Here is a 17,408-nt window from a genome sequence, read left to right as displayed (position 1 = left end):
TTTACTTTTGTTATATATTTTTTCCCCAATCAATGAGTAAGACAGGTATTGCAATTTCAACACTCACAACACTCTGTCTTCTTCTTTTATAATAATTCCAATGCCAATTTTACACGTGTTCCTACACGTTTTTTACCTAATAATTCTAAACTTGTATTTAACTCCGGACCATGCATTGAGCCGGTTGATGCGATTCGAATAGGCATAAATAAGTTTTTACCTTTCACTCCTGTATCTTTCTGAATTGATTTGATTAGAACTTTTATGTTATCTGCGGTAAAATCTTCAATTGAATCAAGTTTGTCCAAGAAATCTTCAAATACTACTTTTGTAGTTTCTTGTTTTAATATTTCCAATTCTTCTTTATCAAATTTAATATCTTGAGTAAAAAATTGTTTTGTTAATCTTATTATTTCCGCTCCGTAACTCATCTGTGGTTGATATAGCGAAATAAGCTTCTCAAACCATGCCTTATTGGTAATTACTTCTTCTTCGGTAGCCACCCCTTCTTTAACAAAAAATGGTAACGCCAAATTTACTATTCTTTCAAGAGGTTGTGCTTTGATGTATTGATTGTTTATCCATGTTAATTTATTGTTATCAAAAAATGCCGGTGACTTACTTAAACGTTTTTCATCAAAAATTTTTACAAACTCTTCTTTTGTGAAGATTTCTTCTTCTCCTTCCGGTGACCAACCTAACAGTGTAATAAAATTAAACAATGCTTCCGGTAAATATCCTAAATCGTCATATTGTTCAATAAATTGAATAATAGTTTCGTCACGTTTTGATAATTTTTTCTTGTTTTCATTAACAATTAAAGTCATATGCCCAAAACGTGGCGCTTCAAACCCTAATGCCTCGTAAACTACCAATTGTTTTGGAGTATTTGATACATGGTCATCACCACGTAATACATGTGATATTTCCATTAAATGATCATCAACGGCAACGGCAAAATTATATGTTGCTACTCCATCATTTTTTACAATAACAAAATCACCAAAATCTTTCCCTTCAAACGATAATTCACCTTTTACCATATCGTCGAAACTATATACTCTATCTTGAGGAACTCGAATACGAATAGATGGTTTTCTTCCTTCTCTTTCAAATGCTTCTTGTTCTTCTTTAGTTAAATGGGCATGTTTTCCGCTGTAACGTGGCGGCAAACCGTTTGCAATTTGCTCTTCACGTTCTCTTTCTAATTCTTCAGCAGTCATGTAACATTTATACGCTTTATCTTCTTCTAAAAGTTGATTTGCATATTTTTGATAAATTTCAATACGTTCTGATTGACGATATGGGCCGAATTCTTTTTCCTTTCCAATACCTTCATCATAATCAAGACCCAGCCAATTCATATATTTGAGTTGACTACGCTCTCCTTCTTCTTTATTACGTTTAAAATCCGTATCTTCTATTCTTAAAACGAAGTCCCCTCCGTAATGTTTAGCAAATAAATAATTAAATAATGCTGTTCGTGCATTTCCAATATGAAGATTTCCTGTTGGAGATGGTGCATATCGTACTCTTACTTTTTTCATAGTTATCTCCTTTCGCTTTTTTCTAAAATTATAACACTAAATATTATATCATAGGTAACTACTTCTTTTCAATGCGAAAAAAATATTATTAATAGACTTTTTCCACATTTTAAGTTAATATTTAACTAGGAGTGTTATATTATGAATTATACAAACTTTAATATATTAAATATAAATTTATCATATGTAATAGATTTAATTGCAACATTTTTTAATAATATTAATTTTGATTTACTCTTAACATTGTTTTTAATTATTAATACAATACTCGCATTTTCTATTGTTTTTTTGGAATATCAAACAGCATCTTCATCATGGGCTTGGATTTTGGTATTATTTTTAATTCCTTATCTAGGGTTTATTTTATATTTGATATTTGGACGTCCCATATATCGAGAAAAAATTTTTCCTTTCTCAGATGAAGAAAAAATTTCATATCAAGAACGACTGTTGAATAGAACAACACCATATGAAATTACAAAAGATGAACAACTTATACATAAATATAGAAATTTAATTGAATTGAATTATGAAACAGATAAGGCATTTTTATCAAAAAATAATAAAATTAAAATTATAACCGACGGTAAAGAAAAATTTGATTTACTATTTGAAGATATAAAAAACGCTAAAAATTATATCCATATCCAATACTATATTTTAAAAAAAGATGGTATAGGTAAACAACTTTTTAAACTTCTTGAACAAAAACTAAAAGAAGGAGTTGCCGTTTATATTTTGTATGATGACATCGGTTCTAGAAAACTCAGCATATCATCTTTGAGAAATTTAACTAAAAATAATGCTAAAATAAAAAGTTTTTTTAAATCAAAATTACCGATAATAAACTTTCGTATGAATTATAGAAATCATAGAAAGATTGTTGTTATCGATGGTGAAATTGGTTATACCGGTGGTTTTAACGTTGGCGATGAATATTTAGGGCTGGATAAAAAGTTTGGTTATTGGCGTGATACACATCTTCGTATAGAAGGCGAAGCTGTAGGATCTTTAGAATATCGTTTTATTGATGATTGGAACTCTCAATCATCTAAAAAAGCCGAACAATTAAGTCTAAGACCTGACTTTATAGCTACTCATGTAAATAATTATACACCTATACAAATAGTATCAAGCGGACCAGATAGTAAACTTGAAAAAATAAAATATGGTTATCTCCAAATGATTTCACGTGCTAAAAAGTATATTTATATACAGTCACCATACTTCATTCCTGATGAAAGTGTTATGAACGCATTAAAAATGGCTATCCTTTCCGGTATAGATGTAAGAATAATGGTTCCAAATAAGCCCGATCACATTTTTGTATATTGGGCTACCTATTCTTATATTGGAGAATTAGCATCTTTCGGAGCAAAAACTTATATCTATGATAACGGTTTTATCCACACAAAAATGATTATAATAGATAATGAAGTTGCCAGTATCGGTAGCGCCAACTTTGACTATCGTAGTTTTAAATTGAACTTTGAAATGAATGCCTTTATTTATGATTATCAAACTACAAATACATTCAGAAAAATATTTTTACAAGATATTGATAAATCTATTTTGGTTTCATATTCAAAATACCAAGAACGTAGTATTATTATTAAAATTAAAGAAGCATTTGCAAGATTAATATCACCTATTCTTTAGTTGTTTTTAAATAAAAGATATGTTATATTTGTAAATAGTTATTAACTTATGGAGGAAATTTTAATGACAAAATTAAAAAAAGCTATTTTACCTGTAGCTCTTAGTATCTCTGTTATTGGTTTAGCAGGTTGTTCTTCTGGCGGAACAAAATACATCTCTAGTAAAGCCGGGGATGTTACAGAAAAAGATATAGTAGAAAGCATTGGTTCCAGCCAATTATCTAAAACGGCAACAAGCATGATGATTCAAAAAGTTCTTTTAGATAAATATAAAGGAAAAATTGATGACAAAGCCATTGATGAAAAACTAAAAAAAGCTGAAGAGCAATACGGTGGAAAAGAAAAATTTGAACAATTATTAAAACAACAAGGTTTCACCCTTGATAAATATAAAGACGGCCTTAAGGTTAAAGCTGCTCAAACACTTATGATTAACGAATACAACGGTGTTGACGATGAAACAATAAAACAAAGTTACGAAAAAAATAAACATCAATATCACCTTGCACACATCTTAATAAGTGTTAAAAGTGAATCAAACCCTAATGGACTGAGCGATGAAGACGCTAAGAAAAAAGCTGAAGAAATTCTGAAAAAAGTTAATGACGGAGAAGATTTCGCTAAACTTGCTAAAGAAAACTCTAAAGACACAGCTAATGCCTCTAATGGCGGCGATTTAGGTTGGTCTTCTAAAGAAGATAACTCTTTCGTTAAAGAATTTAAAGAAGCTGCTTATGCTCTTGAAAAAGGAAAAACTTCAGATGTAGTTAAAACTTCATTCGGGTATCACATAATCAAATTATTAGATACAAAAGATTCTACTTTTGAAGAATTAAAACCATCACTTGAAGAAAAATTAGCAGAAGAAGCTGTAAAAAGCGATCCAACAGTAGTAAGTAAAGCACTTAAAAATATTTTCGAAGAATATAATGTAAAATCTAGCAACAGCGATGTTGAATCTTACATTAAATCTATGTTAGAAGGAAACACTTCAGGACAATCAGGTCAATAATTTAAAAATCCCAGCTAATTAAAACTGAAATACCCTAAAGAGTTAGACAACCAAAAAATCTAACTTTTTAGGGTATTTCAAATTTTAATTGTTTTTTATTTGTAATATGAATGCAATTTTTTTACAAACGTTATAGTTGAATTATCAATCAATACAGCATCTATCCAATGTTTTTTATACATGTGATAAATCGGAGATGTTTTAAAAGAAATTTTTTATATTTTTATCCGATTGATTTTTTGGCTTTATCCAACACCTTCATTACCGACAAACTATGTCTTTTTTGTTTATTAACAAATGCAAAATCTCTTTGCGTTATTACCTGTGAAATTTTCTTAAATTCAGCATACATTCTGTGGTTATGACTGTTATCATTAATATTATCCTTAACTATATCCTTAGTTTTTAAGCTATAGTTTGACACTTCGTTAGTTGAACCTGTTACCTGTACTAAACCTTTATCCCCTTGAATATTAACATAACTATTATTAAAGGTATCTTTTGCTGCTATACATACCGCTTTAAATTTTTCATAAATTAAAACTAAAACTCCCGAAGTATCTATATCATTAATAATGTTAGGAAAATAATTTACGGTTTGAGGTTCTCCAAAAATCCCGACAATAAAATGAATATTATAAATATTCAAATCATTAAGAACACCGCCACCGTGTTCTTTGCTGAATACAGGTGCTATTTTCCCTTCTTTAAAATCCTTATAACGAGATGACAGCTGAGAAAAATTACATTCAATCAGTCTTACTTCTCCTATTTCTTTTACAGCTTTTTTTATCTCATAATAATTTTTTAAATATTGGTTTGTTATAGCTTCTATCAAAATTAAATTTCTACTTTCAGCTAATTCAAATAACTCTCTTGCTTCTTCATAATACAATGTAAAAGGCTTTTCACAAATAACATTTTTATTTGCCAATAAAGCTTTTTTCACAACACTATAATGAATATTATTTGGTATAGCTACATAAACAGTATCAATATCTTTATCAGTCAAAAATTCATCTATATTTGTATATATTTTTTTTATTTTATATTCTTTACTAAGTTTTTCCAGATTTTCTCTATTTCGTGCTACTATTGCTTCTAATTCTATTTCCGGTAACTCATCTGCTATGCTAAGAAAATCCTTTACTATCATTCCAGATCCAATAATTCCTAATTTCATACTAATCTCCTTTGTCGTCTTTCATAATCTCATTATATACTATATTTAAAAGAAAATCACAAAAACTTCATTAAAACCGTAGCGATTCTAACGAAGTTTTTTTCTATGCTTTTTTACGTGATTTTAATGTTCCAATTATTAGCGGTACTAAACTAATCAAAATTATTCCAATTACCACTAATGAAAAATTTTTCTTTACAATTTCAAAGTTCCCAAAGAAATAACCTACCGAAACAAACAGCAGACACCAGCAAGTTCCACCCAGAAAATCTATTGTTCTGAATTTGCTATATTTCATTTTACCGGCACCTACTATAAAAGGAACTATAGTTCGAATTATAGGAAAAAATCTTGCCAGAAAAATTGATTTCCCACCATGTTTTTCAACAAATTTTTCGGCATCTTTTATGTTCTCATCTGAAACAAATTTTTTAAACCATGACCTGCTCTTCAAATATTCAGAGAAATTTCTTCCAATAAAATAATTACAATTATCTCCTATTACCGCTGCGCTAATACATAGCATAAGCAATAAAAAAATATTATTTCCGGTAGCCGCCCACAAAGCACCGCTAGCAAAAAGTAGCGAATCCCCCGGTAAAAACGGCATAAATACCACACCGGTTTCTATAAATATTACTAAAAATATAATTCCATATAACCACCATGGACCATGTTGATTCATAAGCTCACCTAAATGTTTATCTATATGTAGCACAAAATCAATTAAAAATTTTATCGTGTTCACTCATAACCTCCTAAAACAATTATAAAATAGATTATAACATAGCTTAGCATAACTGTCTAATATTAATATAAGCTATTCACGAATAAACTTCTTCATCTCTGCTACATAATCTTTGTTTGAGTTATATTTTCTAAGATGATTTAAAACACCAATTGTCGGTTCACTGACGTCTTCCAATTTTCGTCGTGTTTGCCATAAAATTTTCACTTCATCTTCTGTTAATAACAACTCCTCTTTTCTGGTTGAACTTTTAGCAAAATCTATCGCAGGGTACACCCTTCTTAATGCCAGTTCAGGCGATAAAACTATTTCCATATTACCCGTTCCCTTAAATTCTTCAAAAATCATATCATCCATTCGAGAACCGGTATTTATCAATGCTGTTGCAATAATTGTAAGACTTCCACCGCCTTCAACATTACGTGCCGCTCCAAAAAAAGCCTTTGGCTTATGAAGACTTGACGGATCAATCCCTCCGGTTAACACTTTACCGCTACTAGGTTCAACTATATTATAAGCACGTGCTAAGCGTGTAATACTATCCATTAAAATAATAACATCTTGTCCCAACTCTACTCGACGTTTTGCATGCTCTATTACAAGCTCTGCCACTTTCACATGATTTTCCGATGTTTCATCAAAAGTCGAGCTAACTACATCTGCACCTTTTACTGAACGTTCCATATCGGTAACTTCCTCCGGTCTTTCATCAATCAACAAAATAATTAATTTTTTATCTGGATAATTTTTTCTAATTGCATTGGCAATATCTTTTAACAAAGTAGTTTTCCCCGCTTTAGGCGGCGCTACTATTAAACCACGTTGTCCAAGACCGATAGGTGCTACCAAATCAATAAATCTGGTTGATAATTTTTCTTTTGTAGTTTCCAAAACTAATTTACTGTCCGGATAAATAGGGGTTAACGCCTGAAAATGCGGGCGTGATTTTATTTCTTCAGCATTAACGCCATTAATAACATCTACTTGAAGTAACCCATAATATTTATCATTTTCTCTGGGAGGGCGAACTTTTCCGGTTACTTCATCACCCTTTTTAAGCTCAAAACGTCTTATTTGTGATGCCGAAACATAAATATCAGCTTCTCCTTTATTATAATTAACCGTCCTTAAAAAACCAAAGCCGTTGTCCGGGTGAATATCATCTAAAATACCGGTCATATAATAATTATTATCTTTTTCCATTTCCTTTTCTAAAATTGCAAGAACTAATTCCTTTTTATTAAGGGTAGAGTAACGAATAACTCCTAGTTTTTTTGCAAGAAGCGTCAGTTCCTTTGTCGTTTTACTTTTATACATATCGTCAAAAGTTTGATAATTATTATTCATTTGTTAAAATCTCTTTTCTCTTTTATAATTATTGTTAAAATACACTTATTTACCCCTTAATGTGATAATGAGAATATCAGACCTTACTAATACTCTCACCCTATTGTATATTCATTTTTCTTATTAAGCAAGTATTATCTTTTGCTTAAAACCACAACGGCAGATAGTATAAAGGCTGCTCCCAGCAAGTCTAAACTACTGAATGTTGTTCCAAGTAATAAAAACGAAAAAATTATCGCCGCTATCGGTTCAAAACAACCTATTATGCTACCGGTAACCGCTCCAATTAATTTAATTCCCTCTAAATACATGGTAAATGAAGCGATAGTTCCTATTAAGACAATTCCGGTTATACATAAAAAGTCAATTAAACTAAATCCTGCCGGTATATAATAACTTCCTGTCGCAAAATAAACAATCGTTCCCGCTATAAAAAGTCCCCATGCAGTTATGATTGTTGCACCATATTTTGTGGTAAGTCTTATTGAAGAAATATTGTAACTGGCAAGCCCAACCGCCGAGAAAATTCCCCAAAACAAACCGATTGCCGAAATAGATAATGTATTAAAGTCTAAATGAGTAGCCATCAAAACAACACCAAACAATGAAGTTATCATAGCTACAGCTTCCCTGATCATCGGCAAACGTTTATTTAAAACACAATAAAATGCCATTATCATAACCGGACCTGTAAATTGAAGAACTGTTGCCATTCCGGCATTGGTATATTTTATTGCTAGAAAATATGTTCCCTGACAAATAAGTAAACCGAAAAACGAAAAATTTATTAACCTTAAAACATCTTTTTTATCTTTAAACACTCTAAGTGTCACCTTTTTATTTTTTATTAATACTACAGCTAATAAAATTAATCCCGCATAGAATAAACGTGTAGCTATTACCCAAACAGAGTCTATTTTAGAAATATTAAGAAGATATTCTCCTAAAACCCCGGATAATCCCCAACATGTTGCTCCTGATATAGTAAGTAAAGTACCCTTTTGCATTGTACTTAATTTCATAACTTCCTCCTTAGTGATTAAATAATTTTAATCTTGAACTTACTATCGAATTTGTTCTTTCTATAACCTCATCATAACTGTCATCTTTTGATAATAAAATACTGGTAAATAAAGTTATCATATTTTCTAATGCAATCATGGTATTCCCGCAAGTATAAAACCTTGCATCTAAATTTGCATTAATATAACCGAAAGGCGAATACCAAAAACCATATCCTGTAGGACAATTTTCTTTTAAAAACTCTTCAGCAGCTACTTCGGGATAACCTTTTAATAGAGGAATCGGGTATAAAACACTAAGTGCCTTTATCGCCTTTTGTTTACTTATTATTCTTGTTTTTAGTACAGCATAAACATCTAACTTTTTACCCATTAACATCTTGTCATCCGAAACTTCAAAATCTTTCTCAAACTTAGCTTTAAACTCTTCTTTGTATCTGATAAATATATCCTTTTCATCAAACATAACAACACTTTTATCAGAAAAAAGATTTTCCTGTTTTAAATACAAGTACGCTTTTAATTCTTCATCATCAACATCTAACGATACCAAAGGATTGGTCGTTACAAAGAGGCTTTTTTTCATCTCAAATGCAATAAAATATCTCTTTTTATTAAGCAAATATTTTGTTATAGCAGCAAGTGAAGTTCTATTTTCTAATAATATCTGATTTTTTCTTGGTAATACTAATCTTTTAAGCTCACCTTGTTCTATTTTTAATAACGCTTTTCTTATATTTTCTTGCCAAACTTCCGGATAAATATCTCTTACTACAGATATTTTAGGTTCATTAAGTAATGGTTCTTCTTGAAAAACCAATTTTTCTAAAAATTCCGTTCTTTTTCGCCATAACTCCAGAAAGTCAACACCATCTTCCATATCAAAAAATAAGGTGAAATATACGAAGTCCCCTTTAAAAACAGCCAAAATTTCCGGTACTACAAAAGAAGTATCACTAAAATCTACCCACTCCTGCGTACTTTTATTACTACCGTCAGAAACACCGCCATATAAACCGAAATATTCCTCATCATGTTCATGAATATCAATAAAAGTTACCTGTGTTTTTAATTCTTCAAAACCCGATAAAATATTTTTATTATCAAAACTGGACAAAAAATCATTTGAATCTAATAACCAAGTTTTTTCATAACCTATTCCTATTTTAGAACTTCTGCTATCAGGTGTTTTTATTATAAATCTCTCCCCACGTTTGTGTGAAAATAAACTTATAAAGTCCCATTCACTAAAAGTTTTTTTCATTTTAAATTTTACTACTAACTTATTATCAAGAACTACATCATTGAAATCATAATTTATAATTCTCTGGTAATCATTCATTATATTCTCCATCACTCTGTATTTTCTCTATAATTTTCGCTTCTTTTTCTTCTTCACGACGTTGTTTAGCTAAAAGCTGTTTTTGTCGCTGTTTTATTAATCTATTTACTTCTTCTTCCGATTTATAACTTGCTTCTTTATCCGTAAAAATAAAAACATTATCATGCTCGTTTAAAAGTGATAAAATAGTTTCTTGTTCGTCATGATCATTTTCAAACAACTCCACCATATACTCTCTTTTATCAGCTCCTAAAACAACTATAAATAAACTTCTTGCTGATAGTAAATTTTCATATCCGATACTTATTAGTTTATTTCCTCGAAGTTGAATTCCGGACTTTTGTAACTGCGTTTTATCTTCCTTAGAAAACTCCAACAAATGAACTCGTTTATTTTCTTCGTTCATATATTTATAATCCAGTATCGTTCCTTCCGCACCTAAAAATACTATTGCTACATCAGCAATATTTTCTGCCAATATCTCTTCATATTTAGCAATATCATCTTCACTATTTTCACTATCCAAACATTTTGGATAATAAATATTCTTAGCATCCAAATCTAATTTTGTTATTAATTCTTTTCTAAGATAACGATATAATCCAAAATCTTCTTCTATATCTATATCTGCAAACTCTCTTTGTCCCACAAGAGTTATATGTTTATAGCGATACTTTCCGGCATTATAATCATCCACCATTCTATTCATAAATTGCGTGCCGATTATTTGTTCCGGCAACGACACAACAGCACCATCTTCTAAACATTTTTCAAATTCATCATACATTCTATTAAGCACCGCCGTCTGACTGTTACAAACTATATATTTCACTATTTCACCTCCAAATAAAGTCCGGTTATTTTTAATAACTATTATATCATATTTAGACTATAGTAACAATGAGAAGAAATTTACAGATTTTATCAAAAATTCACAAAATGTAACTCACCTGATTTCTACACTTCTATTAATTTTGATAAAGTGTAAGAATAGATGTAAGTCTTCACCTCAGTGCAATTATAATATTTTTTTACCGCTTCTTTATATATTTTCAACTGTTCACCATGACGTTTTTCTAAAATACTTTCACCGTTTTTCTTTGAAACATTATCAGTTTTATAATCTATTATTAAATATTGCCCATCTATATTAATTAACAAATCGACAACACCTTGAAGTATTACCTCAATATTGCTTTCACTTTCATTATAAAGCTCTTTTGCTTTTTTTAATGTTGTAAAAGACAATTCAGTTTCACAAGTATCTGCATCTTTTACAAAACTGATCACTTCACTTTCTAAAAACATTTTTACTTTAGTTAAATCATCTTCGTTATTTATTAGATTATACTCTTCTTTTGTCAATAAAGTTTTATTTTTTATATTATAGATAATATTATCCGTTCTAACTAAATTTTCTACATACGATTGAACATCAATTATTTCCTCTTTCTCAAAGACGCTTTGTACTATTCTTTCAAACAATTTATGAATAATATTACCCCGTTGTAAAGCTTTTGTAGCGGTAGTTATTTTATTTAGGTTAGATAATTCCAAGTAATTGATTTCTTTATTATCTTTTTTTATTATCTCATCTTTATCCTTATTAATTTTCTTCATAGCACTATATGAAGTTTTCGCCGGAAATATTTTGTTAGTCTTTTGTTTAATTAATTTATCTTTATTTTCGACTTCCAATTCTTTATAAATTTCAACAAAATTAACTTCTCTCTCATTTTCAACGGAAAATACTTTCTTATTTTGATTAGGTTCATAATATTCAAACTCCGCCGTTAATTCATTTTCTGCACGATCTTCGTTATTATAATTACTCAAGACAACGCTTAATATTTCTTCAAAATTTACTGCTTCAAAAACGCTACCGGTTACACTTATTTGTTTTTTTTCTTCGTCATTTAGCATAATACCGTTTGGACTTACCAAATACAAACCTTTCTCCGCTCTTGTTAACGCTACATAAAGATTTCTTATTTCTTCCTCACGTTCTCTTAATTTTATTAACTGTGCATTTAATTTATACAACTTAACAGGAAAAACGCTCTGATATTCATAATTATGCTTGGTTGCTATATTTTCCACATCAACACTAAACCCAAATTCAGAAGTGAATAATACTTCGCCGCTAAAACCTTGATTGTTAAAATCGGTATCTAAATCAGCGATAAAAACATACTTATACTCCAATCCCTTAGAAATATGGATAGTAGATAACGTTACGCTATTATTTGAAACTCTCTTCTTAGTTTCAAACTTCTCTTGTTCTCTTATATTTTCCAAATACACAATAAAATCACTCAAATTATTATTTACATTTTCATATTCATAAACGACATCTAAAAAATTCTCATAGTAATCAACTTCCTCATCATTTATATCAACTGTTCTCAAATAATTAATAAAATCTGTATCGATGACTATTTTTTCTAAGATAGTTCTTATTGAATTATTAAGGCTGTAATTCAGCCATGAATTTAAAATGTTTATAGTATGTCTATCTTTTACCTCATCACTAATTTTTAATTTTTTATAAAAAGTTTTTTCATTATTTAATGATAATTTCAATAACTCATCATTGGTATAAGAAAAAAGTTCGCTACGAAGTATAGCCACAAGGCTGCTATCTCTATTAGTATTATCTAAAAATTTAAAAATATTATAAAGAATATTAAATGTGTTTGATGAAGTAAATCCATCTTTCTCTTTAAAAAACAGCGGAATATTATAACTTGAAAAAATTTCTTTAAAACTTGCCATTTTTGTACTATTTCTTACTAAAATAGCATAATCACTATAATTATTACCTTGTTCTACACCGTTTAATATTTCAAAAGCGATATTTTTTATCGATTGTTCTCTATATCCTTTTTTATTTTCAATTTCCTGACCGCTAAAATAATCGATTTTACCATTTATTATCTTTGTCGGTATTGTTAATTTCGTCTTTTCTTTAACAGCCGGATAGTAAAGAGCATTTTCTTTATCATAACTAATTCCGGCGTTAAAATTCTTCATAAGTCGATTAAAAATATAGTTACAGCTACTTAAAACATTTACTTCACTGCGGAAATTTTCTTTCAACATTACACAAATTCCGGTTTTGGTTGTTTTCAAATGATATTCTTTTTCCATGCTGTAGTCTTCTATATTCAACTTTTCATAACTATTATATTTTTCTTCAAAAAGATCCGGATTTGAACCTCTAAACCCATAAATCGCCTGTTTTACATCACCTACTCTAAAAAAATAGACATTCTCCCCACGAATAATGTTTAGAATATACTCCTGAAGATTATTATTATCTTGATATTCATCTACATAAATTTCTAAAAAATATTTTTGATAATATTTAGCAGCAGCCGTTAATATCATTTTTCCATTTTCTTTTTTAGTCAAAGCTTTTATTGCTAAATGATTTAAGTCGGAAAAATCTAAAAAATTACTTTTTCTCTTCGTTTTTACAAACTCGAAATGAATTGTTCTAAGTATTTTTTGATAAGAACAGGCAAAATCTTTTATACTTCTTAAAATATTAAATTTTTCGGAATAACTTTTTAATTCTAAAAAAGTTGTTTCAAGCAACTGAGCATTAATTTGTTTTGTATCCTGCATTAGAAAAATATTTTCATCTAAAATATTAACTATTTTCTTTAGTTTAGTCTTATTTTCTATTCTACTACCAAAAATCGTTTCTTGTTCTATATCTCCACTAAAAAAATTGAATATTTTTTCTTTTTTTACATTATTCAAATCGACAGAAATAACAATGTCTTCTATTCTTCTAATATTTTTATCATTTTCTATAAAACTTTCTAAATATTTTGTAAATTGCCTTGCCGTTTGCAACGAATTATTCGTTGTTAAATCTGTTAACAAATTAAATTCAGACAAGACACTTTCATCAAAATTTTTAACCGTTGAATTTATATTAATCAAAAACTCTTTTTCCAAATAATTTTCAAAGTTAGGAATTGTGAGCAATTTATAATAAGTATCTTGTAAACTAGCTACAATATCCTTTTTTCCATTAAACACTGTAAATAAAATATCTGTTAATTTTGGAGAAATTTCCACAGTATTTTCTAAAACTGTATTTATTACTTGAGTTAACAAGGTCTTACTATTTGGCAGTACATTAAAGTTTGGTGATAAATAAATCATTTCCCCGTCAATATTTTCTTCAACAAGATAATAAAATTTTCTCAATACACTCAAGCAAAAACTATCTATCGTAGTTATCAAAGCATCATTCATCAACATTCTCTGCTTTCTTAAAAAGTGCAAAGCCTCTTCGTTATCAAAACTCAACAATCTATCTGCTATTTTATTTTCTATTCTTACTTTCATATTTTTTGCCGCCGCCGTTGTAAAAGTAAGTACTAAAATTTTATCAATATCCCATCTATCTGTTGCCACTTTCCTTGAAATTCTCTCTGATAAAACTTCCGTTTTCCCACTTCCTGCTGCCGCAGCTACTAATATATCAGCACCGTCTATCCCTATAGCTTGCCATTGTGCCGGCGTTGGCGGATATTTTTTATTTAACGTAAATTTATCTATTTTATCAATCTTAATCATTATCTAAATCCTCAAAATCTAATTAATCATCTTTTATTTTATCATAAAGTTCCCATATGTTATAATATTTGTAATAAATATATTGAAAACAGTATAATAAAGGGGACATACATGAATTATAAAAAATTAGCATTGGCACTATCTATTGTGAGTGCCGCTTCTTTAATTAAACAAAATAAAAAATTAAAACTAAGTCATTTTAACTTGCCGTTTAAAAATCTTCCGAAAAATTTTCATAATTTTAAAATCGCTCACATTAGTGACATTCACTCCGCTAAAATTGGCATTAGTGATTTAATTTTTATAAAAAAATTAAAAAATGAACATCCCGATATTATAGTTATTACCGGAGATATGCTTGATAGTTACAAAAATGACATGGACTGTGTTTACAATATTCTCAGCCAAATATCTGAGATTGCACCGACTTATTTTGTTTCCGGTAATCATGAATTACGACTTCCTGATGAATATGAAAAACTTAAAACTATTTTAGCTAAACTTGGAATTGTCAATTTAAACAATTCTAATGTTTTTCTTACTAAAGAAAATGAAAACATAAATTTGGCAGGTGTTGAAGATTACAACTTTTTTAAAAAATCTTTAGACCATAGAAACTCTTTTAATACTAAGTTAAATAACTTACACTCTAATGATAAATTTAATATCCTTCTATCGCATCGCCCGGAAAAAATTAAAAATTACGTCCTCACAGGCTTCAACTTAGTTCTTTCCGGTCATGCACATGGCGGACAATGGCAAATTCCTTTTATCGGCGGAGTATTTTCCCCAAGTCAAGGATTTTTCCCAAAATATTCAAAAGGAATATATAAAGAAAATAATACAACTCTGGTTGTTTCTTGTGGTTTAGGTAACAGTTCATTTCCACTTAGAATAAACAATCAAATAGAATTGGTAATAATCACACTAAAAAAATTTTAAGGTAAACCTTGTAAAAACATCGACCCGGAAACCCCAAGTCGATGTTTTTGTACTAATATTTATTTTTCAAAATATAATTTTTCAAATTTAGCTATTTTTTCTGCAAAATCTTGTAATGCCGATTCAATAGCTTCCGGCTTAGACATATCTACACCGGCATTTTTTAAAACAGCTATAGGATAATTCGAATCCCCTTTTGATAAAAATTCATCAATATATATTTTTGCATTTTTACTATCTTCCAAAATTAAACGTGATAGAGCTTGTGCAGCCGAATATCCTGTTGCATATTGATATACGTAGTAGTTATAATAAAAATGCGGTACCCTTGACCACTCATATTTAATTTCCTCATCATATTCAAATACATCACCGTAATATTTTTTAATAAGTTTTAGATACTCCGTGTTTAAAAACTCTGCCGTTAATGCCCCACCATTTTGTAAATGGCGGTTCATCATGTGTTCAAATTCTGCAAACTGAGTTTGTCTGAATACTGTTCCAACAAAACCTTGCAATGCTTGGTTAAGTACTCTTAGCATCGCTTCTTTATTACCCTCTTTTTCGAATTTATTATACAAATATTCTGTTAATAATGCTTCATTACATGTAGACGCAACCTCTGCAACAAAAATTGAATATCCGCCGTAAACCACCGGTTGATGTTTTCTTGTATAATAAGAGTGCATAGAATGACCTAACTCATGAATTAATGTGTAAACATCATTTAATGTACCGTCAAAGTTCAATAAGATAAACGGTTTTGTCTTATAACCTCCCCATGAATAAGCACCTGAACGTTTCCCTTTATTTGGATAAATATCAATCCAACGCTCTTCAAATGCTTTTCGCATATCATTGACATACTCTTCACCCATTGGTTTTACCGCCTCCAGCACAATATCACGTGCTTCTTCAAAGGTAAATTTAATAGGTTCTCCATCAATCATCGAAACTGATCTGTCATATAATCTAAAATCTTCATAACCGATTACTTTTTTGTGAAGTTTGTAGTATTTATGCAATTCATCAATATGACTATTAACAACCGATACTAAATTATCATAAACTTCTTCCGGGATAAGATTTTCTGATAAAGCATGGTTACGTGTAGAAACATATTTATGAGTATCCGCACGGTATTTTTTCGCTTTTAAATTTCCTCCCAGAGTAGATGCCAGTGTATTTATATGTTTTTCAAAATAACTATATAATGAAAAGAAAGTATTTTTTCTCAGTTCTCTATCCGGACTTTCCATATACGCACCATAAGTACCATGAGTTAAAGTATGTTCATTACCGTCACTGTCTTTTACATCATCAAATATTACATCAGTGTTATTTAAAGCTGCAAATGTTTCATCACTGGCATTAAGTGCCTCACTCGCCATTGCAATAAGTTTTTCCTGTTCTTTATCCAATGTATGCGGACGTTTTTTATTAATTTTTTCTAATTCAAATTTATATATTTTTAAATCATCTAATTCGTTTAAATAGCTGTTTAATTTATTTTCATCAACAGCTAATAATTCCGGTGTTAAAAACGACCACTCCGCACCATATTGTGCAACCAAACCGCTAGCTTTAGCATACATTTCTTTATTCACAGCATCTGTGCTGTCTTGATCATTTCTAAGATGTGCAAAAATAAATATCGTTTCAAGTCTTAACCCCCACTCTTCAGTAGTTTTAAAAACTTCTAACAATTCTTTTGCGCCTTGTGCTACTTTCCCTTGGTAATTTTTGATTTGCGGGATAAAATTTTCCACAGCTTTAAATTCTTTCCAAAAATCTTCGTCAGTTGAAAATATTGAGGATAAATCCCATGTATTTTCCGGTTTTTGATCTTTTCTTAATAATTCTGTCATATTATTCCTCCTTATATAATATAATTATTTACAATTATAACAGTTTTCATTACAATATTGCAAAAATATTGCTATAATATTTAAAAATATTTTTTAAAATTTACTATACCTATCATCTGCTATATGAGTTTATTTTAAAAGAT

Annotated in this window: 12 protein-coding genes; 3 read left to right on the top strand and 9 right to left on the bottom strand. The window is 29.5% G+C overall.

All coding sequences use genetic code 11. From position 1 onward, the window contains the following. Nucleotides 1-86: 86 nt before the first annotated feature. Nucleotides 87-1,547, bottom strand: coding sequence for a glutamate--tRNA ligase (gene gltX, locus BQ7358_RS01810; protein WP_062172993.1), 1,461 nt, complete (start codon nt 1,545-1,547; stop codon nt 87-89). Between the two features lie 141 nt (nt 1,548-1,688). Here gltX and cls point away from each other — a divergent pair, with 141 nt between their 5' ends. Together cls and BQ7358_RS01800 are read left to right on the top strand one after the other, a co-directional pair. Beyond that, on the top strand, nt 1,689-3,206 hold the full coding sequence (gene cls / locus BQ7358_RS01805) for a cardiolipin synthase (RefSeq protein ID WP_062172992.1): 1,518 nt from the start codon (nt 1,689-1,691) through the stop codon (nt 3,204-3,206). A gap of 63 nt (nt 3,207-3,269) precedes the next feature. Further along, the gene (locus tag BQ7358_RS01800) at nt 3,270-4,217 is read left to right on the top strand and encodes a foldase protein PrsA (RefSeq protein WP_062172991.1); all 948 of its coding nucleotides are present in this window, start codon (nt 3,270-3,272) and stop codon (nt 4,215-4,217) included. Between the two features lie 223 nt (nt 4,218-4,440). On the opposite strand, the gene BQ7358_RS01795 is transcribed toward BQ7358_RS01800, so the two are convergent. The 7 genes from BQ7358_RS01795 to BQ7358_RS01765 all read right to left on the bottom strand — a co-directional run bounded on the left by BQ7358_RS01795 (nt 4,441) and on the right by BQ7358_RS01765 (nt 14,455). After that, nucleotides 4,441-5,400 carry a Gfo/Idh/MocA family protein gene (locus BQ7358_RS01795; RefSeq protein WP_072520145.1) on the bottom strand — a complete coding sequence of 320 codons (960 nt, stop codon included), beginning with the start codon at nt 5,398-5,400 and terminating at the stop codon, nt 4,441-4,443. A 103-nt stretch (nt 5,401-5,503) separates the two neighbouring features. Continuing rightward, nucleotides 5,504-6,148 carry a VTT domain-containing protein gene (locus BQ7358_RS01790; RefSeq protein WP_062172989.1) on the bottom strand — a complete coding sequence of 215 codons (645 nt, stop codon included), beginning with the start codon at nt 6,146-6,148 and terminating at the stop codon, nt 5,504-5,506. Nucleotides 6,149-6,220: 72 nt separating this feature from the next. Continuing rightward, a complete protein-coding gene (rho, locus tag BQ7358_RS01785; RefSeq protein WP_062172988.1) occupies nt 6,221-7,495 on the bottom strand; it encodes a transcription termination factor Rho in 1,275 nt (424 codons plus the stop codon). A 134-nt stretch (nt 7,496-7,629) separates the two neighbouring features. Beyond that, nucleotides 7,630-8,517, bottom strand: coding sequence for a DMT family transporter (locus BQ7358_RS01780; RefSeq protein ID WP_062172987.1), 888 nt, complete (start codon nt 8,515-8,517; stop codon nt 7,630-7,632). Between the two features lie 10 nt (nt 8,518-8,527). Beyond that, nucleotides 8,528-9,859: a hypothetical protein gene (locus tag BQ7358_RS01775; RefSeq protein ID WP_062172986.1), complete on the bottom strand. Its 1,332-nt coding sequence runs from the start codon at nt 9,857-9,859 to the stop codon at nt 8,528-8,530. Beyond that, nucleotides 9,852-10,691 carry a 6-phosphogluconolactonase gene (locus tag BQ7358_RS01770; RefSeq protein ID WP_062172985.1) on the bottom strand — a complete coding sequence of 280 codons (840 nt, stop codon included), beginning with the start codon at nt 10,689-10,691 and terminating at the stop codon, nt 9,852-9,854. Before BQ7358_RS01770 ends, BQ7358_RS01775 begins: the two co-directional genes overlap by 8 nt. Before the next feature lie 125 nt (nt 10,692-10,816). Beyond that, the gene (locus BQ7358_RS01765) at nt 10,817-14,455 is read right to left on the bottom strand and encodes a UvrD-helicase domain-containing protein (RefSeq protein ID WP_072520144.1); all 3,639 of its coding nucleotides are present in this window, start codon (nt 14,453-14,455) and stop codon (nt 10,817-10,819) included. Nucleotides 14,456-14,566: 111 nt separating this feature from the next. Here BQ7358_RS01765 and BQ7358_RS01760 point away from each other — a divergent pair, with 111 nt between their 5' ends. Then, nucleotides 14,567-15,397 carry a metallophosphoesterase gene (locus BQ7358_RS01760; protein WP_062172983.1) on the top strand — a complete coding sequence of 277 codons (831 nt, stop codon included), beginning with the start codon at nt 14,567-14,569 and terminating at the stop codon, nt 15,395-15,397. A 59-nt stretch (nt 15,398-15,456) separates the two neighbouring features. On the opposite strand, the gene pepF is transcribed toward BQ7358_RS01760, so the two are convergent. Then, a complete protein-coding gene (gene pepF / locus BQ7358_RS01755; RefSeq protein ID WP_062172982.1) occupies nt 15,457-17,265 on the bottom strand; it encodes an oligoendopeptidase F in 1,809 nt (602 codons plus the stop codon). Nucleotides 17,266-17,408 lie beyond the last annotated feature (143 nt).

The sequence above is a fragment of the Gemella massiliensis genome (genome assembly GCF_900120125.1).
GTDB classification, from domain to species: Bacteria; Bacillota; Bacilli; order Staphylococcales; family Gemellaceae; genus Gemella; species Gemella massiliensis.
Note: the sequence above shows the minus strand (reverse complement) of the source record. Positions and strands in the feature narration are given on the sequence as shown.

Excerpts from the sequence above, each read along its gene's own strand:
- BQ7358_RS01780 (WP_062172987.1), bottom strand. The coding sequence starts at position 8,517 with ATGAAATTAAGTACAATGCAAAAGGGTACTTTACTTACTATATCAGGA.
- BQ7358_RS01765 (WP_072520144.1), bottom strand. The coding sequence starts at position 14,455 with ATGATTAAGATTGATAAAATAGATAAATTTACGTTAAATAAAAAATAT.
- rho (WP_062172988.1), bottom strand. The coding sequence starts at position 7,495 with ATGAATAATAATTATCAAACTTTTGACGATATGTATAAAAGTAAAACG.
- pepF (WP_062172982.1), bottom strand. The coding sequence starts at position 17,265 with ATGACAGAATTATTAAGAAAAGATCAAAAACCGGAAAATACATGGGAT.
- gltX (WP_062172993.1), bottom strand. The coding sequence starts at position 1,547 with ATGAAAAAAGTAAGAGTACGATATGCACCATCTCCAACAGGAAATCTT.
- BQ7358_RS01760 (WP_062172983.1), top strand. The coding sequence starts at position 14,567 with ATGAATTATAAAAAATTAGCATTGGCACTATCTATTGTGAGTGCCGCT.
- BQ7358_RS01775 (WP_062172986.1), bottom strand. The coding sequence starts at position 9,859 with ATGAATGATTACCAGAGAATTATAAATTATGATTTCAATGATGTAGTT.
- BQ7358_RS01800 (WP_062172991.1), top strand. The coding sequence starts at position 3,270 with ATGACAAAATTAAAAAAAGCTATTTTACCTGTAGCTCTTAGTATCTCT.
- BQ7358_RS01795 (WP_072520145.1), bottom strand. The coding sequence starts at position 5,400 with ATGAAATTAGGAATTATTGGATCTGGAATGATAGTAAAGGATTTTCTT.
- cls (WP_062172992.1), top strand. The coding sequence starts at position 1,689 with ATGAATTATACAAACTTTAATATATTAAATATAAATTTATCATATGTA.